General features: G+C 70.6%; 20 protein-coding genes and 1 tRNA gene. 4 read left to right on the top strand and 17 right to left on the bottom strand.

Going from position 1 to position 22,666, the window contains the following annotated elements; genetic code table 11:
* Positions 1 to 48: 48 nt before the first annotated feature.
* Entirely contained in the window at positions 49 to 519 is a 471-nt protein-coding gene (locus ABH923_RS16395; protein ID WP_370056452.1) for a RidA family protein, read from the bottom strand.
* Complete coding sequence (locus ABH923_RS16390) at positions 519 to 686, bottom strand: DUF4177 domain-containing protein (RefSeq protein WP_219732693.1); 168 nt, start codon at positions 684 to 686, stop codon at positions 519 to 521. The genes ABH923_RS16395 and ABH923_RS16390 overlap by 1 nt, the downstream gene beginning before the upstream one ends.
* Positions 687 to 768: 82 nt before the next feature.
* On the opposite strand from ABH923_RS16390, the gene ABH923_RS16385 reads away from it, so the two are divergent.
* The 3 genes from ABH923_RS16385 to ABH923_RS16375 all read left to right on the top strand — a co-directional run bounded on the left by ABH923_RS16385 (position 769) and on the right by ABH923_RS16375 (position 4,407).
* Positions 769 to 3,291 (top strand): transglycosylase domain-containing protein, encoded by a 2,523-nt coding sequence (locus ABH923_RS16385; protein WP_370056451.1) that lies wholly within the window; start codon positions 769 to 771, stop codon positions 3,289 to 3,291.
* A gap of 26 nt (positions 3,292 to 3,317) precedes the next feature.
* Positions 3,318 to 4,274: a metallophosphoesterase gene (locus tag ABH923_RS16380; protein WP_370056450.1), complete on the top strand. Its 957-nt coding sequence runs from the start codon at positions 3,318 to 3,320 to the stop codon at positions 4,272 to 4,274.
* Positions 4,275 to 4,333: 59 nt separating this feature from the next.
* Positions 4,334 to 4,407 (top strand) — tRNA-Pro (locus tag ABH923_RS16375).
* A 342-nt stretch (positions 4,408 to 4,749) separates the two neighbouring features.
* On the opposite strand, the gene msuE is transcribed toward ABH923_RS16375, so the two are convergent.
* The 13 genes from msuE to ABH923_RS16310 all read right to left on the bottom strand — a co-directional run bounded on the left by msuE (position 4,750) and on the right by ABH923_RS16310 (position 19,403).
* Positions 4,750 to 5,343 carry an FMN reductase gene (msuE, locus tag ABH923_RS16370; RefSeq protein WP_370056448.1) on the bottom strand — a complete coding sequence of 198 codons (594 nt, stop codon included), beginning with the start codon at positions 5,341 to 5,343 and terminating at the stop codon, positions 4,750 to 4,752.
* A 156-nt stretch (positions 5,344 to 5,499) separates the two neighbouring features.
* Entirely contained in the window at positions 5,500 to 6,516 is a 1,017-nt protein-coding gene (locus tag ABH923_RS16365) for an LLM class flavin-dependent oxidoreductase (protein WP_370056447.1), read from the bottom strand.
* A 66-nt stretch (positions 6,517 to 6,582) separates the two neighbouring features.
* Positions 6,583 to 7,128 (bottom strand): hypothetical protein, encoded by a 546-nt coding sequence (locus ABH923_RS16360; protein WP_370056446.1) that lies wholly within the window; start codon positions 7,126 to 7,128, stop codon positions 6,583 to 6,585.
* 54 nt (positions 7,129 to 7,182) lie between these two features.
* Positions 7,183 to 9,060: a DUF4012 domain-containing protein gene (locus tag ABH923_RS16355; protein WP_370056445.1), complete on the bottom strand. Its 1,878-nt coding sequence runs from the start codon at positions 9,058 to 9,060 to the stop codon at positions 7,183 to 7,185.
* A gap of 74 nt (positions 9,061 to 9,134) precedes the next feature.
* Positions 9,135 to 10,442 (bottom strand): UDP-glucose/GDP-mannose dehydrogenase family protein, encoded by a 1,308-nt coding sequence (locus ABH923_RS16350; RefSeq protein ID WP_370056444.1) that lies wholly within the window; start codon positions 10,440 to 10,442, stop codon positions 9,135 to 9,137.
* Complete coding sequence (locus ABH923_RS16345; protein WP_370056443.1) at positions 10,442 to 11,116, bottom strand: thymidine kinase; 675 nt, start codon at positions 11,114 to 11,116, stop codon at positions 10,442 to 10,444. The genes ABH923_RS16350 and ABH923_RS16345 overlap by 1 nt, the downstream gene beginning before the upstream one ends.
* A gap of 28 nt (positions 11,117 to 11,144) precedes the next feature.
* Entirely contained in the window at positions 11,145 to 11,825 is a 681-nt protein-coding gene (locus ABH923_RS16340; RefSeq protein WP_370056442.1) for a response regulator, read from the bottom strand.
* On the bottom strand, positions 11,822 to 13,033 hold the full coding sequence (locus ABH923_RS16335) for a hypothetical protein (RefSeq protein ID WP_370056441.1): 1,212 nt from the start codon (positions 13,031 to 13,033) through the stop codon (positions 11,822 to 11,824). Before ABH923_RS16335 ends, ABH923_RS16340 begins: the two co-directional genes overlap by 4 nt.
* Positions 13,030 to 14,220, bottom strand: a complete 1,191-nt coding sequence (locus ABH923_RS16330) for a sensor histidine kinase (protein ID WP_370056440.1) — start codon at positions 14,218 to 14,220, stop codon at positions 13,030 to 13,032. The genes ABH923_RS16335 and ABH923_RS16330 overlap by 4 nt, the downstream gene beginning before the upstream one ends.
* A gap of 153 nt (positions 14,221 to 14,373) precedes the next feature.
* The gene (locus ABH923_RS16325) at positions 14,374 to 15,483 is read right to left on the bottom strand and encodes an Rv2578c family radical SAM protein (RefSeq protein WP_370056438.1); all 1,110 of its coding nucleotides are present in this window, start codon (positions 15,481 to 15,483) and stop codon (positions 14,374 to 14,376) included.
* 31 nt (positions 15,484 to 15,514) lie between these two features.
* A complete protein-coding gene (locus ABH923_RS16320; protein WP_370056437.1) occupies positions 15,515 to 17,149 on the bottom strand; it encodes an ABC-F family ATP-binding cassette domain-containing protein in 1,635 nt (544 codons plus the stop codon).
* A 258-nt stretch (positions 17,150 to 17,407) separates the two neighbouring features.
* On the bottom strand, positions 17,408 to 18,910 hold the full coding sequence (locus ABH923_RS16315; protein WP_370056436.1) for a malate:quinone oxidoreductase: 1,503 nt from the start codon (positions 18,908 to 18,910) through the stop codon (positions 17,408 to 17,410).
* Between the two features lie 73 nt (positions 18,911 to 18,983).
* Positions 18,984 to 19,403, bottom strand: a complete 420-nt coding sequence (locus ABH923_RS16310) for a hypothetical protein (RefSeq protein ID WP_370056435.1) — start codon at positions 19,401 to 19,403, stop codon at positions 18,984 to 18,986.
* Between the two features lie 94 nt (positions 19,404 to 19,497).
* Here ABH923_RS16310 and ABH923_RS16305 point away from each other — a divergent pair, with 94 nt between their 5' ends.
* Entirely contained in the window at positions 19,498 to 20,133 is a 636-nt protein-coding gene (locus ABH923_RS16305) for a MerR family transcriptional regulator (RefSeq protein ID WP_370056434.1), read from the top strand.
* Between the two features lie 52 nt (positions 20,134 to 20,185).
* Here ABH923_RS16305 and ABH923_RS16300 read toward each other — a convergent pair whose 3' ends face one another.
* A complete protein-coding gene (locus tag ABH923_RS16300; RefSeq protein WP_370056433.1) occupies positions 20,186 to 21,259 on the bottom strand; it encodes an aspartate-semialdehyde dehydrogenase in 1,074 nt (357 codons plus the stop codon).
* A gap of 79 nt (positions 21,260 to 21,338) precedes the next feature.
* Positions 21,339 to 22,625 (bottom strand): aspartate kinase, encoded by a 1,287-nt coding sequence (locus ABH923_RS16295; protein ID WP_370057382.1) that lies wholly within the window; start codon positions 22,623 to 22,625, stop codon positions 21,339 to 21,341.
* Positions 22,626 to 22,666: the final 41 nt, after the last annotated feature.

Below are 22,666 nucleotides of genomic sequence, written 5' to 3'. Positions count from 1 at the left end.
AACCGCCGCGGATCAGGCTATCCGCGGCGGTTCCTGTTTGCGCTGCTTCTACTCGAAGGCGACGACGATCTCGACCTCGACGGGCGCATCGAGCGGCAGGACCGCGACGCCGACCGCTGAGCGGGCGTGCACGCCGGCGTCGCCGAAGATCTCGCCGAGCACCTCGGACGCGCCGTTGATGACGCCGGGCTGGCCGATGAACGACGGGTCGGACGCGACGAAGCCGACGACCTTCACGACCCGGGTCACGCGGTCGAGCGAGCCGATGACGCTCTTGACCGCGGCGAGCGCGTTGAGGGCGCAGATGCGGGCGTACTCCTTGGCGTCGTCGGCCGGGACGAGGCCGTGACCGTCGCCGACCTTGCCGGTCGCCGGGAGGGAGCCGGAGACCATCGGGAGCTGGCCGGAGGTGTACACGTGGCCGGCGTCGACGACGGCCGGCGTGTAGGCGGCAACGGGCGGCACGACGTCCGGGAGGTCGATCCCGAGCTCGGCCAGGCGTGCTTCGACGGCGCCCATCAGGCGGCGTCCTCAGCCGGCACCGGACGCTTGAGGTAGGCGACCAGACCGCCCTCGGGGCCGGTCACCACCTGCACCAACTCCCACCCCTCCGAACCCCAGTTGTTGAGGATGGCGGCCGTGTTATGGATCATGAGAGGAGTCGTAAGGTATTCCCAGCGCAGCATGGTGCTCTTTTCATTCGGGGGGTTTAACAGCTTCATCGCCTACTCTGATCCTATGTCTGCGCAAAAACCACAGGCTAGAGGTGTGCTCGGAGCAGTCGGCGCGTTCGTCGGCATGAGTGCCGTGGCCGGTCTTCTGGTCACCGCTGCCGTCACCCCCGCCATCGCCGTGACGGGCATGGCCGCCAACAACGGCATCGGCGTGTTCGAAGGCCTCCCGGAGTACCTCCAGATCGGTCAGCTCGCCCAGCCGACCACGATCTACGCGAAGAACGGCGACCAGGACGTCCCGCTCGCGACCTTCTACTCCCAGAACCGCCTCCCGGTCGGCTTCGACCAGATGTCGCAGGCGGTCAAGGACGCCGCCATCGCCGGTGAGGACCCGCGGTTCTACAGCCACGGCGGCGTCGACATCCAGGGCACCATGCGCGGGGTCCTGTCGACGGTCTCGGGCGGCGGTGTCCAGGGCGGCTCCTCGATCACCCAGCAGTACGTCAAGAACGTGCTGCTGCAGAAGTGCGAGGCCCTGCCGGTCAAGACCGCAGCGGAGAAGAAGGCGTACCAGAGCTGCGTCGACGACTCGACGGGCGTCACCCCTGACCGCAAGGTCAAGGAGATGAAGTTCGCGATCGGCCTGGAGAAGAAGTACACCAAGGACCAGATCCTCGAGGGCTACCTCAACATCGCCGGCTTCGGCGGCTCGGTCTACGGCATCGAGGCCGCGGCCCGCTACTACTACAACACCACGGCCGCCGCGCTGACCCCCGCGCAGGCCGCGAGCCTGGTCGCGATCGTCAACGAGCCGACCGGCCTGAAGATCGACAACCCCGACTCCGAGACGAACGGCGCCAAGGACGGCTACGCCAAGAACAAGGAGCGCCGCGACTACATCCTCGGCAAGATGTACGAGTACAAGAAGCTGACCAAGGCGCAGTACGACGAGGCGATCAAGACGCCGATCCAGCCGGTGATCACGCCCTCGGCGCGCGGTTGCCAGACCGCAGGAGGGGCGGCGTACTTCTGCGACTACGTGCAGAAGATCATCCTCAACGACCCCTCGTTCGGCAAGGACGTGGACACCCGCACGGCCAACTTCAACCGCGGCGGCTACAAGATCTACACCTCGCTCGACATGGACCTGCAGAAGGTCGCGGAGGACACGCTCGCGTCGTACGTGCCGCAGGTCTACAAGGTCGACATCGGCGGCGTGCTGGTCGGCGTCCAGCCGGGCACCGGCCGCGTGCTCTACATGGCACAGAACAAGCAGTACAGCCAGGATCCGGATGTCCTCAACTCCGGAGCGCAGTACACCAGCATCAACTACGCCACCGACTACGCCTACGGCGCTTCCGGCGGCTTCCAGGTGGGCTCCACGTACAAGGTCTTCACGCTGGCCGAGTGGCTCAAGCAGGGGCACTCGCTCAACGAAACCGTGAACGCGAACATCCGCACGTACACGAAGTTCAAGGACACCTGCGACGGCGACTGGACGGGCACGTACCGGCCGACGAACGACTCCAGCGGCGAAGAGGGCATCCGCACCGTCCAGAGCGCCACGACCCAGTCGATCAACACCGCATTCATCGCGATGGCCTCACAGCTCGACCTCTGCCAGATCCGCAGCGAAGCGGAGGCCTTCGGGGTCCACACCGCGACCGGCACGCCGCTCGGCACCACACCCGCGTCGGTGCTGGGCACCAACAACATCGCCCCGCTGACGATGGCGACGGCGTTCGCCGGCATCGCGAACAACGGCATGACCTGCTCGCCGATCGCGATCGACAAGATCGTCAGCGGCGACGGCAAAGAGGTGGCAGCGCCCGCGAGCAAGTGCACGCAGTCGATCGACCCCGCCATCGCCAACGCGATGGCCAAGGGCCTCCAGGGTCCGCTCCAGAGCGGTGGAACGGCCAGCGGGATGAACACGACCGGCAAGGACATGCTCGGCAAGACGGGCACCACCGAGAACAACGAGCAGCTGTGGCTGGTCGCGGCGACCACCAAGGTCGCCGGTGCGTACTGGGTCGGAAACGTCACCGGTCACCAGGACATGCGCAGGATCTACCCCACGCACGGCACGACGCCCGCCATCGCACGAACGGCCGTGATGCGGACCATGATGTCCGCCGCGGTGGGCAAGTACGGCGGCGACCCGTTCAAGGCGCCTCCGAGCAAGCTCGTGCAGGGCGTCCAGGTCGCGGTCCCCGACCTCTCCGGCAAGTCGCCCGACGAGGCGAAGGCCATCCTGACCAGCCTCGGCCTGGACAGCGCGGACGGCGGTCCGCAGGATTCCGCCGCCGCTGCTGGGACGGTCGCGTCGACCAACCCGCCTGCGGGCTCCCAGGTCGGCAAGGGTACCGTCATCACGATCTACACCAGCAACGGGTCGCTCGTCGCCATCCCGAACGTCATCGGCCAGAAGCTCTCGGCGGCGCAGGCGGCCCTGGCGGCGGCCGGTTTCGTGGCGAAGGTCGGGGGCGGCGCGTCCCCTGACGACGTCGTCCAGGCGATGGACCCCGGTGCGGGTACAGCTGCCAAGGCCGGCACCCCGGTGACCCTGACCCTTCAGAAGAGCACCCCGACTCCCGGACCGGGAGCGGGCGGCTAGTGCCGGGCGCTTCACGCTTCCGGCCGGTGGGCACCGCACTCGCGGTTCTCGCCGGCGCGGGCGCGGCCGCGTTCGCGTACGGCTCGCTCGTGGAGCGCCGCGCGTTCACGCTGCGCGAGGTGAGCGTCCCCGTGTTGCCGGCCGGCGCCGAGCCGATCCGGGTGCTGCACCTCTCCGACCTGCACATGGCGCCGTGGCAGGCCGACAAGCAGGAGTGGCTGCGCCAGCTCGCGCGGTTCCAGCCGGACCTCATCGTGGACACCGGCGACAACCTCAGCCACGAGAACGGCCTGGAGGGCATCCGCGCCGCGTTCGACGCGTTCCACGGCATCCCCGGCGTCTTCGTTCACGGCTCGAACGACTACTACGGCCCGCAGCTCAAGAACCCGTTCAAGTACTTCCTCGGCCCGTCGAAGCGGCACTCGTCGACGGCGCCCCGCCTCGACGACAAGGCGCTCACGGCGTACTTCGACAGCCTCGGCTGGCTGAACCTCAACAACGCGGCCGGCGCGCTCGACATCCGAGGGACCCACCTCGAGTTCTTCGGCGTCAACGACCCGCACATCCAGGCGGACCGTGTGGAAGCGATCCCTGGCGCCCTGGACGAGCTGCGCGAGGACGACCCGTACTCCGACGACGCGATGTGGCCGGCGGACGAGCCGCGCACGGAGCGCCCCACTGTCACGCTCGGCGTGGTGCACGCCCCGTACCGGCGGGTGCTCGACGCATTCGTCACCTACGGCGCTTCGATGATCTTCGCGGGCCACACGCACGGCGGTCAGGTGTGCGTCCCCGGGTTCGGCGCGCTGGTCACGAACTGCGACATCCCGCGTTCCCAGGTCAAGGGACTCAGCATCTGGCGGCACGCATTCCGGGCGGCCTACCTCAACGTGTCGGCGGGCCTCGGGACGTCGATCTACGCGCCGGTGCGCTTCGCGTGCCGGCCGGAGGCGACGCTGGTCACGCTGACGGCGTCGGAGTGAGCCGCGTGGTCATTCGCACCCCTCGCGCTCGTGTATCCTAGATGAGGCCTTCGGGCCACCGGGGTGTGGCGCAGCTTGGTAGCGCGCTTCGTTCGGGACGAAGAGGCCGCAGGTTCAAATCCTGTCACCCCGACCCAGTGGTAAGACAAAAGGACAGCAGGCTCGCTCAGCGAGTCGGCTGTCCTTTTGTCTTACCACTGTTCGCTGATGTCTAATGGGCCCCTGCCGCGAGGGGCCCCGGGCGACGCCCCGAGCGAAGCGAGGAGCGGCGTTCGGGGGAGCGCGTAGGGCGCACCCCGACCCAGTGGTAAGACAAAAGGACAGCAGGCTCGCTCAGCGAGTCGGCTGTCCTTTTGTCTTACCACTGTTCGCTGATGTCTAATGGGCCCCTGCCGCGAGGGGCCCCGGGCGACGCCCCGAGCGAAGCGAGGAGCGGCGTTCGGGGGAGCGCGTAGGGCGCACCCCGACCCGCCCTTTAGAACGCGTCAGGCCGCGCGAAATCCACCGTCGCGTACAGCGGCTCCGGGTCGATGTGCGAGCGGATCAGCGGCAGCGTGCGCGACACCGTCGTGTTGATGCGTTCGCGGAGGTCGTCGGAGGAGATCGCGTAGTCCGTGAAGTCGGACTCGCTCGCGTAGATGCCCAGCGGCAGCGTCAGGGACTGGAAGAAGCCGAACAGCGGGCGCATCTGGTGCTCCACCAGCAGGGCGTGGCGGTCGCTGCCGCCGGTCGCGGTGAGGACGATCGGCTTGTCGACCAGCGCGTACTGGCCGATGTGGTCGAAGAAGAGCTTGAAGAGGCCCGTGTAGGTCGCGCGGTAGGCCGGTGAGCCCACCACGATGACGTCGGCGGCCTCCACCGTCTGCAACGCCTCCTGCACCCGCGGGCTCAGCCCGCTGCGGAACGGGGCGGCGCCCAGCTCGCCGAGCAGGGGCGCGAGCTCGATGGTCGTGGCGGTCCCGCCCGTCGCCTCGGCGAACGAGCGCGTGACCGCGTCCACGAGGACCGTCGTGCGGGAGGGCGCGGTGGGGCTGCCGCTCACGCCGACGACGTGGGGTGTGCGTGCCATTGGGGTACCGCCTTCGCTGGGTGGGGTCGGGACCGTGTGGGTCGGGGCTGTGTCGGCCGGGCCTGTGTAGGTCGGGAACGGGCCCAACGCTACCCCCGGCCCTCCCGGAGCGCCCCTCCGGCCGTCACGGTCCGTCACGCTGCGTCATGGAGGCCGTCACGCCTGCGGGTACAGCCCCGCCACGATCTCCAGGGAGCGGATGCGGCCCTCCACCGTCGCAGCTCCGGAGGAGACCATCAGCTCGTCCGCTCCTGTCGAGGCGATCAGCGCGTCGAGGCGAGACTTCACATGGTCGGGAGTCCCGATCGCCTGGCGGGCGTTGCGGGCGGCGATGAACTCCTCCTCGGCGGGGCTGAACTCGTAGGCGAGGGCCTCCTCGACGCTCACCGGCTGCGGCTTGAGGCCGCGGCGTATACGCAGGAACGAGAGCTGGCCGGGCAGGGACAGCGCGCGCACCTGCTCCGGGTCGTCGTCCGACACCACGTTCACGGCGATCATGGCGTGCGGCTCGGCCAGCTGCTCCCCCGGCTCGAAGCGCGAGCGGTAGAGGTCCAGGGCGGCCTCCGTGTTCTCCCCCGCGAAGTGGTGGGCGAACGCGAACGGGAGGCCGAGGGCCGCGGCGACCTGGGCGCTGTAGCCGCTGGAGCCGAGCAGCCAGACCTGTGGAGCGTCGCCGAGGCCCGGCACGGCGGTGATGCTGTGCAGCGGGTTCGCGTCGCTCATGCCGCCGTAGAAGAAGCCGAACAGGTCGAGGAGCTGCTGCGGGAAGTCGTCCACCCCGAGGCCTTCCGCGCTGCGGCGCAGGGCCATCGCGGTCGCGCCGTCGGTGCCGGGCGCACGGCCGATGCCGAGGTCGATGCGGTCGCCGTACAGCGCGCGGAGGGTGCCGAACTGCTCCGCGACGACGAGCGGTGCGTGGTTGGGGAGCATCACGCCGCCCGAGCCGACCCGGATGCGCTCGGTCGCCGCTGCGACGCCCGCGATGAGGACGGCCGGCGCACTGGAGGCGATCGCCGGCATGCCGTGGTGCTCCGCCACCCAGAAACGCCGGTAGCCGAGACGCTCCGCCTGCTGTGCGAGGCGGACCGTCCCGGCTACGGCGTCGGCGTTGCTGCCGCCGGCGGGCCTGCTGGCGAGGTCGAGGACGTTGAGGGGGATGCTGGTGGAGGTCACAGGGAGGGCAACCGCTGCCGCCCTCCCGCCATTCCGGCGGACCCGTCACGGACGGGCCCTGTCAGGTCAGGACGACCGCACCTTCCGCATCCACGCCGCGACGGCGACGCTCACCAGGCCGATGACCAGGAGGCCGCCGCCCACCCAGATCGACCACTCGGCGATCACGGAGCCGGTGTCGGCGAGGCCGGAGCTGCCCGGGTCGTTGATGGTCGACGAGGTCGCGTCGGCCGGTGTCACCGTGAGCGACGCGGAGCAGACGTGGCCGCTCGTGGCGCCGGTGCCGGTGATCGTGTACACGCCCGTCGCGTCGGACGGGAGCGTCACCTTGAGCACGTCGCTGCCGTCCGAGTTGGAGTGCTTGGTGAACGTCACCGAGCTCGCCATGACGATGCCGGAGCCGTTCGAGCCGCTGCCGACCCACGTGATGCTCTCCCCGTCCGCCCAGGTGCCAGGGATGCACGTGAGGGTCGCGGTGTGTCCGGCCTGCGTGACGCTCACGTCGAACGTGCAGGGTGCGCCGCTCGGGTACGACACGGCATTCGCGGCCGCAGGCGCCGCGAGGAGCAGCGCCGCGGTGACGGCTGCGGCCGCCAGGATCTTCTTCAACATTCGGGTACGCCTTCCCCTCGCCCGATGAGTGCGTCGGGCATTAATGATTAATGCTCACTTTACGACGGAGGAACACGGCACGGCAATCCTCGCGACCGCGGGCCGTGCCCCCACATCGGGGGTCGAGCCGTCCCCCTTCAGCGTCGGGGTGACGTCGACCGTGTAGCCGGGAGCCCACTGCGCGGTGCCGAGGAACTGCACGTCGACCGTCTTCGACTGGCCAGGCGCGAGCAGCACCTCCACGACCGCGACCGGGCGCCCGCTGTCCGTTCCTGCGACGGACGGGATGTCCACGCCCTTGCTCTTCACCTCGGCGAGGAGCCCCTGCTCGGGTCCGTAGAAGGCGATCCGCGTCTTGATCTCGCCGGGCGGGACACCATAGGACCCGGCTCCCGTGACGTAGGCCGGAAGAGCGGTCGCCGCATTCGCGGGCGCGCTGTTCTTCAAGGTGACCTCAAGCATCGAGGTCACCTTCCCATCGGCACGGCAGACCGCGGCGCCCGCACCCACCGACGTGCGGAGGTAGTAGTCCATCTTCGAGCCGGTGGCGTCGTTGAAGTAGACGCCGAGGGCGGCGTTCTCCGGCGTCGACACCGGCAGGGCCCCGGCGAGCGTCGTGGTCTGCAGGATCGACTGCTCCGACGGGTGCGAGCTCCAGATCTGGATGCGGTCCGAGGTCCCGGAAGCCGCGAGCGCCTTCACCAGCGCCGCGCCGTCGACTCCGCTCATGACGCGGTCGAACACGGCCGTCGCCGCCTTGCTGAAGAACGCGTCCTGCTTCTGCGGAGCGTCGGGATAGCGCGCGTAGATGCCGCTGAGGAGGAGCGGCACGGCGTTCGCGGAGGTCAGCACGTCGCCGGAGGGCAGCGCAACGGGCCCCGTCGCCTTCAGCATCGCGCTCAGGACGACCGGGTCGACGGTGATGACGCCGTCGACGACTCCGCCGTGCGTTTTCACCCACATCGCCGCGGCCGTCCGCGCCGCGAGCGGGAAGTCGGGGGTGTAGTTGACGTCCTGGAGGTATCGGCCGACCAGCGGTCCGTAGAGGCCGGAGGTCGCTGCCGGCACGTCGAAGACGGGCGTCGGCCACGGCCCGATGGAGGTCCCGGCCACCTCGGTGGACAGCGCCGCCGCGCCCTTGTCCGCGTTCACGAGCGCGATCGAGCCGATGAGGCCGCCGGTGGCGCGGAGCTCGGCGGGGTTCTGCGCGGCGATGAGGTACGAACGGGGGCCGTCCGCTCCGAGCATCCCCGGCAGGAGCCGGACGGTGTTGCTGACGGCCTGCAGATCGGGAGCGACCTCGGTCATCAGGGAGCGCATCTTGGCGACGGCCGTGCCGATCGGGCTGATCACGCTGCTCTGGTCGATGGACCCGATGTCGGTCCTGGCCGAGTCGAAGGCCGTCTGCGCCTTGGCCATCACGGGCTGGGCGGCCACGAGGGGCGCGAGGTCCAGCCTGCCGTTCGACAGTCGCAGGGTGCGCGGGTCCACCGAACCCGCGATCGAGACGAGGGGCTTGATGACATCGGACGCCACCGTGTCGGTGGCCGTGGAGATCGTGCTCACCGCCGACAGGTTCGCGCCCACCCAGGGGATGCCCTCGGCGAGCTGCCACACGGGGTCGCCGGTGAGCGACGCTGCGGCGTGCGCGTGCTTCTGCAGCGCGGTGGCGGCCGACGCGGCCCGGGCGGGGTCGTTCGCCGCGACGGCGGCACGGACGGCTTTCACATCCGGCACGGCGGCGTTGAGCTCCTGCTGGGCCAGGAATCCCCGCACGCCGATCCACGCGATGGCGAGGAGGACCAGGCCGGCGACGACGATCAGGGCCAGAACGATGCCGCGACCGCGGCGGCTCCGGTGGCGGTGGCGCGCCTCGAACGGCGGAGCCGCGGGTCGCGGCGGCGCGTCGTGGTGCGAGAGACCAGTCGCCATGAGGACAAAGGTAACAAATCCTCAGTTTTTTCATCAGCCCCCGGCGTACCCCAAATGGGGGCACGTCGGCGTCGTCAGCGTCCGAGTCCGCGGAACTGCCAGCCGGCGGCGCGCCACCGCTCGGCGTCGAGCGCGTTGCGGCCGTCGATGACCCGGCGATGGGAGACCAGCGCGCCCAGCTCCTCCGGGTCGAGCCCGGTGAACTCCGGCCATTCGGTGATCAGCACGACGATGTCCGCGCCCGCCGCGGCCTCGGCCGCCGAATCCGCGTACGCGAGCTGCGGGGCGCGGCGGCGCGCGTTCGCGTTCGCCTCCGGATCGGTCGCCATGACGATCGCGCCGCCCTCGGCGAGCCGCACGGCGATGTCCAGGGCGGGCGAGTCGCGGATGTCGTCCGAGTGCGGCTTGAAGGCCAGGCCCAGAACGGCGACACGCATGCCGTCGAGGGCGCCGCACTCCTCGCGCACCAGCTCGACCACGCGTTCGCGTCGGCGCAGGTTGATCTTGTCCACCTCGTCCAGGAACTTGACCGAGTCGCCCCGGCCGAGCTCCCGCGCGCGGGCGCTGAACGCGCGGATGTCCTTCGGCAGGCAGCCGCCGCCGAAGCCGACGCCCGCGTTGAGGAAGCGCCGCCCGATCCGGGCGTCGTGACCGATCGCGTCCGCGAGCTGTGTGACGTCGGCGCCGGTGGCCTCCGCAATCTCCGCCATCGCGTTGATGAACGAGATCTTCGTGGCCAGGAACGCGTTCGCCGCGACCTTCACCAGCTCCGCCGTCGCGTAGTCGGTCACGATGACCGGAGTGCCGTTCGCCACCGCAGCCGCGTACACCTCGTCGAGGATGCGCGCGGCCCGCGCCCCCTGCTCGCCCTCCGGTACGCCGTAGACGAGCCGGTCGGGGCTGACGGTGTCCTTGACGGCGAACCCCTCGCGGAGGAACTCCGGGTTCCAGGCGAGCGTCGCGCCGGGCACGCGCTCGGCGACGAGCTCCGCGAGCCGGGAGGCCGTGCCGACCGGGACGGTGCTCTTGCCGACGATCACGTCGCCGGGCGAGACGTGCTCCAGGAGCGAGTCGAACGCGGCGTCAACGAACCGGAGGTCGGCGGCGTCGCCCTCCGCGGACTGCGGCGTGCCGACGGCGACGAAGTGCACATCGGAGTCGGCGATGGCGGCGAAGTCGGTGGTGAACCGCAGCCGCCCGCTGGCCGTGGCGGAGGCGAGGACGTCCGGGAGGCCGGGCTCGAAGAACGGCGCCCGCGCCTCGGAGAGGGCGGCGATCTTCGCCTCGTCCACGTCGACGCCGACGACGGTGTGGCCGAGGTCGGCCATGGCTGCGGCGTGGACGGCTCCGAGGTAGCCGACGCCGATGACGGAGATGCGCATCAGGTGAAGTCCGGGTCCGGTTCGGTGTCGTAGGCGGTCGGGGTGGACGCCGGCCAGTGCCGGCGGCCATTGTTCAGCACGCCCTGGCTCTCGTCGAGGTAGCAGTTGCCGCACAGCGCCTCGTAGCTGACCGAGGCGCCGTCGATGGCGACCTGGTCGCCATCGAAGACGAAAACGCCGTCGATCTTGCGCGCGTTGAAGATCGCCTTGCGGCCGCAGCGGCAGATGGTCTTCAGCTCTTCGAGGCTGTGGGCGACCTCCAGCAGGCGCCTGCTGCCGGGGAACGCGACCGTCTGGAAGTCGGTGCGGATGCCGTAGGCGAGCACCGGCACGTCGTCCAGCAGCGCGATCCGCAGCAGGTCGTCGATCTGCGCCTCGGAGAGGAACTGCGCCTCGTCGACCAGGAGCGCGCTCACGTCGCGGCCGAAGCGCTTGAGCGTGCGCTCCCGGTGCTGCTGGAAGCGTCCGTACGCGTCGGTCTCCGGCGCGATCAGGTAGTCCACCTGCCTGGTCACCCCGAGCCGGGACAGGATGCCCATGTCGCCCTTGGTGTCGATCGCCGGCTTGGCGAGCAGCACACGGTGCCCGCGCTCCTCGTAGTTGTATGCCGCCTGGAGCATGGCGGTGCTCTTGCCGCTGTTCATCGCGCCGTAGCGGAAATACAGTTTTGCCACGGAGCAATCCTATGCGGGCGCCGGAGGGTCAGGTGAGGTAGCCGTCCTCCGCGGCGCGGCGGATGAGGTCAGCACGCGAGCTCGTGGGCCTCCCGACCTTGCCGTACTTCTCGCGAACGCGGCGCAAGTAGGTCTTGGCCGTCTCGTACTGCACGTTCATCGCGCGGGCCACCTCGGAGGTCGTGCGGCCGTCGGCGTAGAGCACGAGCGCCTGCCGCTCGCCGTCGCTGAGCTTGGGTCGGGAGGCCTCGGGGACCGTCGGGCGCGGGCGCCAGGCGGGCGCCGGCTCCTGCCGCCCCGCCGCGTTGTCGCGGCCCATCGCGGAGAGAGCCGCGCCGATCAGCTCGGCCATCGGCTGGGTCTTCGTGACGTAGGCGACCGCGCCGGCGGCGAGCGCGGCGTCGCGGTCCTCCTGCGTGTCGACGGCGCTCAGGACGACCACCTTCGCGCCGGCCGCCCGGCAGGTGCGCACGCGCGCGCCGATCGACACGGACTCACGGAGCTGGAGGTCCATGATGACCAGATCGGTCGGGAACGCGTCGCTGTGGACGAGCTCCAGCCAGCTCCCCGCGCGCACGACCAGGTCGAAGTCGGGGGCGTTGCGGTCGATCCAGGCGGCGAGGCTGTCGAGGAGGATCTCGTGGTCGTCGAGGATGGCGAGCCGGATCGGGGTCGCCGCGGATCCGGGATGTGCTGTGCTGGTGCTCATGGTGCTCGCCTCTCAGGATAGGCGAAGCGGACGGTGAGCCCGCCTGCGCGAACGCGCATGGACGCCACCATCGACACCGACTGCAGCGCGCTGAGGTACGGGACGAGAGCGATGCGGAGCAGGCGCCGCGGCTCGGCGACCCGGGCGGTGAGGAGGAAGACCGGGGCCCCTGGCTGCTCCACCGTCACGGCCAGGCTGTCGGCGTCGAGTCCGGGGAGGTCGGCGACGGTCCCGATGAGCGCGCCGACCACCGCGCGCTGCTCCTCGCTCAGCACCTGTTCGAGCCGTTCGGGGTCGTGCACGCGGGAGCGGCGGTCCGCCTGCGCGCCCGTGCCTCGCCGGGACAGGGCGAGCGCGACGGTCTCGGCCAGCCAGGTCCGATCGACGGCCTCCACGGCCGACGCCCGGAGCCGCTCGGCGATGCTGCGCGCGAGCAGCCTGTCCTCCTCGGTGATGACACCGCGGGAGGCCAGTGCGGTCAGGAACGGGACCGCCTCGGCGTTCAGCGCCGTCGCGCGCTCCTGCGCGACCATCCGCGCGGCGACCTGCCGCAGCTCGGCCTCGAGCCGGAGCTGGCCCGCCCTGGCGACCTCCCGCCAGCGCAGCGTCTCGCCGGTCATGGTCCACGCGTAGCCCGCGCCGCCGAACGCCAGGGCGAGCACCGGCGTCGCAGCGACGGTCGCGTAGACGAGCGGGTGGTTCGTGATGAGCAGCGACCTCCCCTGCGCGGAGGCGAGCGCGCCGAGCACGAAGGCGGCGACGGCGGCGACGGTGAGCACTTCGCCGACCGGACGGTACAGCGGCATCGCCGCCAGCAGCAGGGCGACGGCGATCTGACCCCAGTCGTCCTGGATGCGCTGGTTGTGGCCCCAGACCGACGCGGCGAACAGACTGGCTGCGGCGACGGCCACGCCGATGATCGCCAGGTGCGACCACAGCCCCACCGGCGCGAGACCGGGATGCGTGCGGATCGTCGCGACGACGACGGCCAGGAGCAGCACGACGATCGCCCAGACCGCGAGGGCGGGACTGCGGAACTGGGCGTGGTGCAGGAATGTGGAGAACACCGCGTAGGCCACCGCGACGGCGCCGAGCAGCGGGACGAGGAGCCAGGCGGACTGCACGCCGAGCGGGTCCAGCCGCTGCGGCGTGCGCTCCACGGGCAGCGACCGGTAGTGGACGATGGTCTCGGACAGCACCTGGTTCATGCCGCCTCCGCGACCGGGAGGGTCATGATCACGGTCGTCCCGACGTCTTCCGCGGAGTAGACGGTGACCGAACCGCCGACCTTGCTGATCCTGTCGTGCACCGATTGGCGCAGGCCCAGCCGGTCGCCGGCGGGGACGCCGGCCGCCGCGAAGCCGCGACCGCCGTCGACGACCATGACCGAGACGGAGGCGTCGCCGCAGGAGAACGCGACCTCGGCGGTCGCGCTGCCGGAGTGCCGCAGCACATTGACCAGGCACTGGCGGACGGCGAGCCCGACCGCGCGGCGGGCGTCGGCGCTCAGGAGCGCGACGGCCTCCCGCTCCCCGGAGATGTCGATGGCGATGCCCTCGTCGCGCGCGTCCTCAATGGCCCGGCGCAGTTCGCTGTCGTACCAGGGGTCCTCGTCGGTGGGCTTCTGCTCGTCGGCGGGCATCCCGGCGCCCCCGAGGCGGTGGAGGTCGGACTCGATGCGCTGCCGGAGCCGCGCGGGCAGCTCCCCCGGCTCCGTGCTGGCGACGGCGACGAGCTCGCTGAGGACGGTGTCGTGGAGGTCGGCCGTGGACTCCGCGAGCAGCTCGCGCCGCAGGTCGACGAGCCGGGAGTCGCGGACGGCGCGGTGGATGGCGCCCTGCGTCCGCGAGCGCGAGCCGCGGGTGAGCCCGTCGAACGCGAGCACGCCGACCAGCAGCAGGTAGGCGCTCAGCGAGATGGCGTCGGGCCGGAAGACCCGCCCGGCCGCTGTCGCCCCGAGGAAGACGGCGGTCTCCGCGAGCGCGAACCCGAGCGTGGCCCACAGCACGCCGACGAGCGAGCCGGTGCCGGTCCCGCCGACGAGGGTCATCGCGACGACGGGGAGGGCGACGACGAGCAGGTTCGTGTCCTGATACTCGGGGGTGCTGTCGAAGATCAGGTAGACGTAGAAGTAGGTGCAGACCGCGCCGACGAGCAGGTAGACGATCGTGAGCAGGACGGTCCGGCCGCGCGACAGCAGGAGCAGCAGCGCGATCATCGGCAGCAGCACGAGGGTGCTGATCCAGGAGGCGGCGCCGGTGGTCCCGCCGACCGTCGACACCGCGACGTTGACAGCGGCCATCACCAGGCAGACCAGCGCGGCCCAGCGCGCCGCCGTGGCCAGCGCGCGCGAATTCGCCTGCCTGGAGAGGTGGCTGGGAAGGCCGAGCGACACCGGACTCCTTCGGCGCGAGAGGGACCGACGGTGGGGGCGTCGGTGGGAGATCGCGCGTCGGCGGCCTCCCAGTGGGGATTATGGCAGCAACCCTGCCCGCTGTGTACCCCGGGCAGATCGGCGTGTTGTACCCCGCGGGAGTGCGTGACCCCCTCAGAACAACGTCGGCTGCACCCCGAGCGTCACCAGCGCCGACTCGGGCGCGACCTCCTCGGGCGCCACCCGATCCACTGCACGCCGCTCCCCCTCGCCGTCGCGCAGCATCCCGAGCGCCGACGAACGCACTCCCCCGGTCAGCGGATCCTCCTGGCCGCGCTCGAGTCGGTATGCTCGGATGAGCGGCTTGATCCGCGCTGCCAGCCAGGTGCGGTACTCCTTGGGCGCGTACGTGCCGCGGCCGTACATGCTGCGGTATTGGGGCAGCAGCTCCGGATGCTCCCGGCCCAGCCACAGGTAGTACCACTCCTTGACGCCGGGCTTCAGGTGCAGCGCGGTGTAGAGCACACTGGTGGCGCCGGCCTCCTTCGCCTGGCGCAGTGCCTCATCGAGGTGCGCCCGCGTATCCGTGAGGTACGGCAGGATCGGCATCAGGAACACCCCGCAGTCGAGGCCGTGCTCGCGGACGGCGGTGACGGTCGCCAGCCGTGCCTTGGTCGTGGGCGTTCCCGGTTCGACCGACTGCTGCAGTTCGTCGTCGTAGACCGCGATCGACATCGCGAGGTCGACGGGGACCCGCGTCGCCGCCTCCGCCAGCCGGTCGAGGTCGCGCCGGAGCAGCGACCCCTTGGTAAGGATGCTGAACGGCGTGCCGGAGTCGGTCAGCGCATCGATGATGCCGGGCATCAGCGCATAGCGCCCCTCGGCCCGCTGGTACGGGTCGGTGTTGGTGCCGAGCGCGACCGGGTGGTGGCCCCAGCTCGGCTTCGTCAGCTCCTTGCGCAGCACGTCGGCCACGTTGACCTTGACGATGATCTCCTGGTCGAAGTCCTTGCCCTGGTCGAGCTCCAGATAGCTGTGCGTGGGACGCGCGAAGCAGTAGACGCAGGCGTGCGAGCAGCCGCGGTACGGGTTGATCGTCCAGCCGAAGGGCATCGGCCCTCCCCCGCCGGGGATCTTGTTGAGCGCCGACTTGGCAAGGATCTCGTGGAACGTGATGCCCGCGAACTCCGGCGTGCGCACCGACCGCACCAGGTTGTTCAGCCGGGCGAGACCGGGCAGGGCTGACGGCGTCTCCACCGCCAGCTCCTGCCCGCTCCACCTCATGGAACTATTCGAACATATGTTCGAATCTTCGTCAAGCGTCGCGCAGCGTGGCGCTCCGCAGCGACACCACCTCCCCCGACCAGCGCTCGCGCAGCCAGCGGTCATGGCTCGCGACCACGACCGCGCCGGGGTATCCGCCGAGGGCGGCCTCCAGCTCGGTCGCCAGGCTGAGCGAGAGGTGGTTGGTCGGCTCGTCCAGCAGGAACACGTGCGGCGGCCGCGCCATGATCAGCGCAAGCGCGAGCCGGCGCTGCTGCCCCACGGACAGCGCGCCGACCTCCCGGTCGAGGTCGCGCGGGGCGATCAGGCCGAGCCCCGAGAGCGGGACGGCCTCCGCGCGCCGCTCCCCCAGCGCCAGCTCGTAGATCCGCCGGGGGGTCTGCGTCGGGTCCGCGAAGCGCACATCCTGCTCCAGGAGCTCCACCCGCAGGCCGCGCCGGCGCTGCACCGTCCCGACGAGCGGAACGATCCGCCCGGCGAGCACCGAGAGCAGCGTCGACTTGCCTGCACCGTTGGCCCCGGTCACGAGCACGCGCGACTGCGCCTCCACCGCGAACCGGTCGAGCTTCAGCCGGCCGGGCACGTGGAGGTCGTCCGCCTGCAGCAGCGACCCGGCCTCCCCGCCCACGGCCTGGAACCCCGCGGGGATGCCGGAGAAGCCGAGCGGCTTGGGCGGCTTGCGGACCTGCGTGCTGGTCAGCTCCTCCAGCCGGCCGTCCGCGTTGCGCACGCGCCGGCTGATCTGCCGGTCCAGGGTGTTGCCCTTGTACGACTTCACGAACTTGTCGTTGTCGCGGACCTTGCCCGACCAGGCGATGGAGCGCGCGGTCACGTCGACCGCGTGCTTCAACGCAGCGAGCTCGGCCTGCTCGTCGGCGTACTGCTTCTCCCAGCGGTGCCGCTCGGCCGTCTTCTCGGCGAGATACGCACTGTAGCCGCCGCCGAACACGGTCGTGCCGGTGCGCGTCGGGTCCAGGTCGAGGAGGCCGGTGGCCGCCGAGTCGAGGAACGCGCGGTCGTGGCTCGCGAAGAGCACCGGGCCGTGCCAGCCGAGGAGCTGCGACTCCAGGAACGCCGCGGCGGCGTCGTCCAGGTGGTTCGTCGGCTCGTCGAGCAGCAGCGCCTCCGGCCGGCCGAGCAGCAGCGCGGCCAGCGCGAACCGGCTGCGCTGCCCTCCCGAGACCTCGTCCAGCCGCCGGGCCAGCGGGATGGCGCCGACCCCGAGACCGTCGAGGAGCGCGTCGCGACGCGACGCGATCGACCACACCTCGGCGAGCTCGGCCGCCGCGAGGGCGGCGTCGTACCGCGCGTGCGCCGCGGGGTCGTCCCCCGCGAGCGCCGCCGCCGCGGCCTCCAGCTCGTGCTCGATCGCGCGCACCTCGGCGAGGGCGTCCTCGATCAGCGTGGCGAGCGTCTCGTCGGGCGAGAAGCGGACCTCCTGCCAGAGGAAGCCGACCCGCTTCGGCCGCTGGACGAGGCCGGAGTCCGGGGTCTCAGCCCCCGCGAGCACCCGCAGCAGCGTGGACTTGCCCGCGCCGTTCTCGCCGATCAGGCCGAGGCGGGCGCCGGGAGGCACGGTGAGGGAGACGTCGGTGAGCACGCGCCGGTCGCCGTAGCTGACGGAGACACCGTCGGCGCGCAGTGGAGTGAGAGTGAGTGTTGGCAATGTGACCACCTTCCGGGCGCTCCATCACGGAGCAGGCTCCCGCCGGGCGGACTTCCGCGACGAGTGCGCCGGAGCGCCCGGTGCTGGATGACCAGGCGGCGCAGGACCTATGGGGTCGCTCACTCGATCGACGGCGCCTCGGGCGCGGGACGAGAGGAGGTGATCACTTCATAGCGAGGACGACGATAACAGGTCGCGCCCGCGACTGTCCAGCCGATCCGTACCGACGGGTACGGATCGGCTGCGGTTGGCCAGAGGTCAGGCCCGGACGACCTGACCGGCGGGGCTCTCCGCCAGGTCGAGCACCGCCGCGGTCTCGGCGAGCACGCGCTCGGCCTCCTCCGGGCGGTCGTTGAGCGTGGTGCCGACCGTGGGGATGAGCTGCTTCAGCGTCGGCAGCCAGCCCTCGTAGCGGTCGGGGAAGCACTGCTTGAGGAGGTCGACCATGATCGGCACGGCCGTCGACGCGCCAGGGGACGCGCCGAGCAGACCGGCGATCGAGCCGTCCGCGGAGGCGATCACCTCGGTGCCGAACTGCAGCACGCCGCCCTTCTTCGGGTCCTTCTTCATCACCTGCACGCGCTGGCCTGCGGTGATGAGCTCCCAGTCCTCCGACTTCGCGGTCGGCATGAACTCCTGCAGCGCCTTCATCTTCTTGGCCCGGTTGGCGAGCACCTCGCCCACCAGGTACTTGATGAGGGAGAAGTTGTCGCGCGCGACCGCGAGCATCGGGCCGAGGTTGCCCGCGCGGACCGAGCCGGGCAGGTCCCACCAGCTTCCGCTCTTCAGGAACTTGGGGCTGAAGCCGGCGTACGGGCCGAACAGCAGGGAGGTCTCCCCGTCCACCACGCGGGTGTCGAGGTGCGGGACCGACATCGGCGGAGCGCCGACCGCGGCCTTGCCGTAGACCTTCGCCTGGTGCTGCGCGACGATCTTCGGGTTGGAGGTGCGGAGGAACTGGCCCGAGATCGGGAAGCCGCCGAAGCCCTTGATCTCAGGGATGCCGGACTTCTGCAGCAGGTGCAGGGCGCCGCCGCCCGCGCCGACGAACACGAATCGTGCGAGCGCCTCGTGCGGCGTGTGGCCGACCTCGTGGCGAACCTTGATCTTCCAGAGCTCGTCCGCGGTGCGCTTGATGCTGAGCACCTTGTGGTTGAGGGCGAGCTCGGCGCCGTTCGCGACCAGGTCGTCGACGAGTGCGCGGGTGAGCGCGCCGAAGTCGACGTCGGTGCCCGCGGTCTGGCGGGTGGCGGCGATGCGCTGCTTGGCGTTGCGCTTCTTGGTGAGCAGCGGGGTCCACTCGCCGATCGTCGCCGGGTCCTCGGAGTACTCCATGCCCTCGAACAGCGGCTGGTCCTTGAGCGCCTCGTAGCGCTTGCGGAGGTAGCGGACGTTGTCGCGGCCGCGCACGAACGTCATGTGCGGCGTCGCGTTGATGAACGTGTCCGGGGCGGGCAGGTGGCCCGCGGCGACCAGGGAGGCCCAGTACTGCCGGCTGAGCTGGAACTGCTCGTTGATGCTGATGGCTTTGGCCGGGTCGACGCTGCCGTCGGCGGCCTCCGGCATGTAGTTCAGCTCGCAGAGGGCGGCGTGGCCCGTTCCTGCGTTGTTCCACGGGTTCGAGCTCTCCTGGGCGACCTCGCCCAGGGACTCGTAGATGCGGATGGTCCAGTCGGGCTGGACGCGCTGGATCATGGAGCCCAGCGTCGCGCTCATGATGCCGCCGCCGATCAGGACGACGTCGATGGGGTCAGTGCTCACCAGACAATCCTACGGTGAGTGTGCTCGGGACCTGCCGTCGCGCCGGGATTCTGTCTCGATATCGAGACATCCCTCAGGCCGCCGAGGCCCCGGCGATGATCAGGGCGACGCCGGAGACGACCATGCTGAGCAGCAGCACGCCGAACCCGATCCAGACGAGCGCGATCGCGCCGTTCGGCTTCTGCGGGTCGCGGCCGAGCGGCGAGAAGAAGAACCCGGCGGGGATGAGGATGGCGGCGACCAGGACCCCGATCGCGCCGAAGTGCATCCAGCCGGTCACCCTCGCGGCGTCGAGCAGCGGCAGGGTGACGAGGCCGAGGATGACGAGGACGCCCGCGTGCGCGTGTCCGGCGCGGAAGAAGGACTTCTGGAGGTCGTTGGCCCCCTGCTTGCCGGTGACGACGCGCAGCATGAAGGTGCCGCCGTAGGCGACCCCGATGACGGTGAGCAGGACGATGCCGGCGGTGATGGCGCTGGCGGGTTGCAGCAGCATGACGGCTCCTCAGTTGGATGACGCGCGTTGGATAGTGTCTGTATCCAAAGATTAGATAGTATTAGTATCCGTAGTCAAGAGGTTCGGAGGACGGATGCGCATCTCGGAGCTGGTCGAGCGGACGGGCGTGCCGCTGGCGACGGTCAAGTTCTACCTGCGGCAGGGGATGCTCCCGCCCGGGGAGGCCGTCAGCGCGACGCGCGCGGACTACGGCGAGGAGCACGTGCGCCGCATCGGCCTCATCCGCGCGCTCTCGGACGTGGCGGGGCTGCCGCTGGGCCGGGTGAAGGACGTGCTCGACCTGATCGACCATCCCGACGGCGAGCTCTTCGACGCGCTGGGGAGCGCGGTCGCGGCCCTTCCGCCGTACCTCGACGACGCGCAGCCGCCCTACCCGCGCGCACACGCCGCTCTCGCTGCGATCGGACAGGTCTACGACGAGCGGTTCGCCGCGGTGGCCCAGCTCGAACGCGCGCTGGAGGCGGTGGAGGCCGGCGGCATCCCGATGACGGACGAGCGCCTCCACGTGTACGCGGAGCACCTGCGGGCGATGGCGGAGTACGACCTCAGCCGAATGCCGGAGGACGGCGGCCGGGAAGGGGCGCTCGCCTACGCGGTGCTCGGGACGGCGCTCTACGACCCGGTGGTCGCGGCGCTGCGCCGCCTGGCCCACCAGGACGCCGCCGCGCGCCGCCTCGGCGCGTTCCCGGAGCCGCCGAAGGGCACGTAAATGCCCCTAAAACCGCGTTTTAGGGGCGTTTACGTGCCCTTCGACAGAGGGGCTAGCCGGCGACGCGGGACGTGAGGCGGGCTGCTACGAGTTCGGCGATCTGCACCGCGTTGAGCGCGGCGCCCTTGCGGAGGTTGTCGTTGCTGATGAACAGCGCGAGGCCGCGGCCCTCCGGGGCGCCCTCGTCCGCGCGGATGCGGCCGACGAAGCTCGGGTCCTGGCCGGCGGCCTCCAGCGGGGTGGGGACGTCGGTGAGCTTCACGCCGGGCGCATCGGACAGCAGCTCGGTGGCACGCTTGGGGCTGATCGGCGACGCGAACTCGGCGTTGATGGACAGCGAATGGCCGGTGAACACGGGCACCCGCACGCAGGTGCCGCTCACCAGCAGCTCCGGGAGGCCGAGGATCTTGCGGCTCTCGTTGCGGAGCTTCTTCTCCTCGTCGGTCTCGTTGAAGCCGTCCTCGACGATCGTGCCGGCGAGCGGGATGACGTCGAACGCGATCGGGCGCACGTACTTGACCGGCTCGGGCATCGCGACGGACGAGCCGTCGTGCACGAGTTGGAGCAGGTTCTCGTCGGCGACAGCCGTGCGGATCTGACCGGCCAGCTCCTCGGCGCCGGCCAGGCCGGAGCCCGACACGGCCTGGTAGGTGCTCACGATGAGGCGCTGGAGGCCGGCCTCCTCGTGCAGGACCTTCAGCACTGGCATGGCGGCCATCGTGGTGCAGTTGGGGTTCGCGATGATGCCCTTGCGCGCGTCGTCGATGGCCTCGGGGTTCACCTCGGAGACCACGAGCGGCACGTCCGGGTCCATCCGCCAGCCGCTGGAGTTGTCGATGACGATGGCGCCGGCCTCGGCGAACCGGGGCGCGTGCGCCTTCGAGCCGGTGGCGCCGGCCGAGAACAGGGCGATGTCGATGCCGGAGACGTCGGCGATCTCCACGTCCTCGACCGTGATCTCCTCGCCGCGGAACGGCAGCTTCGTGCCGGCCGAGCGCGACGATGCGAAGAACCGGATGCTCTTCACCGGGAAGTCGCGCTCCTCCAGCAACTGGCGCATCACGGCGCCGACCTGGCCGGTGGCGCCGACGACGGCGATGTCGAAGCCGGGAGTGGTCTCGCTCATGGTGTGTCCTTCGGTGTCGTGGTCTGAAGAGGTGAACGGGATGGCGACGGCGGCCATTCCCGCGGGCGGCGGGAGCGGCTCAGCGGCCGGTGCCGGCGTAGACGATCGCCTTCTCGTCGCCGTCCAGCCCGAAGGCGGTGTGCACGACGCGGGCGGCCTCCGCCACGGTGTCGGCGCGAGTGACGACCGAGATGCGGATCTCGCTGGTGGAGATCATCTCGATGTTGATTCCCGCGACGTACAGCGCTTCGAACAGCTTCGCGGAGACGCCCGAGTTGGTGCGCATCCCGGCGCCGACCAGGGCGAGCTTGCCGATCTGGTCGTCGTACTGGAGGGCCTGGAAGCCGACCTCGTCGCGCTCGCCGTTCAGGGCGGTCAGCACGCGCTGGCCCTCCGACTTCGGGAGGGTGAACGAGATGTCGGTGAGGCTGGTCGCGGCGGCGGACACGTTCTGGACGATCATGTCGACGTTGGCGTTGGCCTTCGCGACGATCTTGAAGATCTGCGCCGCCTTGCCGGGGACGTCGGGCACGCCGACGACGGTGATCTTCGCCTCGCTCAGATCGGTGGCGACTCCGGAGATGATCGGCTCTTCCACGATTCCATCCTTCTTCGCGGCCTCGGCCGCAGCTGCTTCATTGAGGACGTACGTGCCCACCCGGTTCGAGAACGAGGAGCGCACGTGCAGGGTCACGTTGTGGCGGCGGGCGTACTCCACCGCGCGGATGTGCAGGACCTTGGCGCCGGCGGCCGCGAGCTCGAGCATCTCCTCGCTGGTGATGCGGTCGATCTTGCGGGCGAGCGGGACCTGCCGGGGGTCCGAGGTGAACACGCCGTCGACATCGGTGTAGATCTCGCAGACCTCGGCGCCGAGCGCGGCGGCGAGGGCGACGGCGGTGGTGTCGGAGCCGCCGCGGCCGAGGGTCGTGATGTCGCGGGTGTCGCGGTTGAAGCCCTGGAAGCCGGCGACGATGGCGATCGCGCCCTCGTCGAGCGCCTCCTTGATGCGGCCGGGGGTGACATCCACGATGCGGGCGGCGCCGTGCTGGGCGTCGGTGATCATGCCGGCCTGGCTGCCCGTGAAGGAGCGCGCGTCGTAGCCCATGCTCTTGATCGACATCGCGAGCAGCGCCATCGAAATGCGCTCCCCCGCCGTGAGCAGCATGTCCAGCTCGCGCGGCGCGGGGATCGGCGTGACCTCGTGGGCCAGGTCGACCAGCTCGTCGGTGGTGTCGCCCATGGCGGAGACGGCCACGACGACCTCGTTGCCCGCCTTGCGCGTCTCGACGATGCGCTTGGCGACGCGCTTGATGCTCTCGGCGTCGGCGACGGACGAGCCGCCGTATTTCTGAACGATCAGGGCCACAGGCACTCCAGAACTCACGGGAGTGACCATTCTACCGGCCG

It is taken from the genome of Leifsonia sp. EB41 (assembly GCF_041262565.1).
Lineage (GTDB): Bacteria > Actinomycetota > Actinomycetes > Actinomycetales > Microbacteriaceae > Leifsonia.
The sequence above is the reverse complement of the archived record's forward strand: the minus strand, read 5'-3'. Positions and strand labels throughout refer to the sequence as shown.